Consider the following 1622-nt stretch of genomic DNA (forward strand, 5'->3'; position numbering starts at 1 on the left):
GTGAGGAGCACCGCGGCCGCCACGGGTCCGAGAACCCTACGCAAGATCATCAGTCACTCTTTCTGCCGGTGGGTGGTGTGGCGGCGGGTGAGCGGGTGGCGCCGGACGACCGGGACGCGGGCGCTCGACGGCACCGGGGGCGCGTCGCCGATCAGGGAGGATCCGGGGGCGGCGCGCGTCGGACGCGCACGGCGCAGGAGGCGATCGCATCGCTGTCCCCATCGTCGTCGTTGACGAACGGCCGCGGCGGAAGTGCCCGGCCGAGAGGGTTTTCGAAAGTTGCGCGAAAAGCGCTTTCACTTTCGGGCCAATCTAGCCGGCACGGGACGAACCAGTCAACGTGCGGCGATGCTAAAGTTGTGAGCGCTAACTTGAGCAGGGATCGCGGTCTTCGCATCGACAAACATCGAGTCGTGCCAGTACCGGTGTGTTAGCGCAAACATTCAGTTCGGCGGCGGTCCCACGCTGCCGCGTTCGACCAGGGTCGGCACGATGGTCCGCCGCTGCCGGCCCGCCTCGCCGCCGCCGACCTGGGCCAACAACAGGTCCAGCGTCTCACGCGCCACCGCCGCGAAGTCCGGCCGGACGGTGGTGAGCGGCGGGATCAGGTAGCCGGCCTCGGGCACGTCGTCGAAGCCGACCACGCTCACGTCCTGTGGCACGCGCCGGCCCCGCTCGCTCATCGCACGCAGGATGCCGAGCGCCAGGTGGTCGTTGGCCGCGAAGACGGCGGTCACCTCGGGGTCGCGCGCCAGCTCCAGCCCCGCCCGGTACCCCGACGCCGCGCTCCAGTCGGCCGGCACCGGCGGCGGGACGGGGAGGCCGGCGGCCTCCAGCGCCGCCCGCCAGCCGCGCACGCGGCCCGCGCTGTCGAACCAGTCCGGCGGGCCGGAGACGTGCCACACCGCGCGGTGGCCCGCCTCGACCAGGTGGCGGGTCGCGGCGAAGGCGCCCGCCTCCTGGTCCGCGGTCACCAGCGGGGTCGGCCGCTCCGGGTCGCCGTCCACCACCACCAGCGGCACACCGGGCGGCACGGCGTCGATCGCGTCGCTCACCGACGCGGTGGGGGCGATCACCACGATGCCCGCCACCCGCTGCTCGTGGTGCCGCTCCAGCGCCCGCGCGATGGACTCGCGGTCCGACGCGTTCACCCGGTGCGCGGTCACCACGAACCTCACCTCGGCCGCCGCCTGCTCGAACGCCGCCAGCAGCGAGATCGGGCCGTACAGGGTGGAGTTCTGCGCCACCACGCCGATCAGCTGCGACCGGCCCGTCACCAGGGCGCGAGCCACCCGGTTGGGCCGGTAGCCCAGTTGGTCGATCGCCGCCTGGACCCGCAGCCGCGTCTGCTCCCGGACGTACGGGTGCCGGTTGAGCACCCGCGACACCGTCTGGTGCGAGACGCCCGCCAGCCGGGCGACGTCCGACATCGCGGGCGCGCCGAAGGTCCTGTTGTCCACGAGCGTCCCTTCGGCGAGGTGTCCCGCGCGGGTCAGGCGGTGCCGCAGGGGGCGCCGTTGAGCGAGTACGAGGTGGGTTCGGCGGTGTTGCCGGTGTGGTTGGCCTGGAACCCGATGCTCACCGACGCCCCCGGCGCGATCGTGCCGTTGTACGACACGTTC

General features: G+C 72.9%; 2 protein-coding genes. Both read right to left on the reverse strand.

Going from position 1 to position 1622, the window contains the following annotated elements:
- Nucleotides 1-443: 443 nt before the first annotated feature.
- On the reverse strand, nt 444-1460 hold the full coding sequence (locus ACWEFJ_RS39210) for a LacI family DNA-binding transcriptional regulator (RefSeq protein ID WP_449716918.1): 1017 nt from the start codon (nt 1458-1460) through the stop codon (nt 444-446).
- 32 nt (nt 1461-1492) lie between these two features.
- Complete coding sequence (locus tag ACWEFJ_RS39215; RefSeq protein WP_449716919.1) at nt 1493-1618, reverse strand: cellulose binding domain-containing protein; 126 nt, start codon at nt 1616-1618, stop codon at nt 1493-1495.
- Nucleotides 1619-1622: the final 4 nt, after the last annotated feature.

It is taken from the genome of Actinosynnema sp. NPDC004786 (assembly GCF_053601135.1).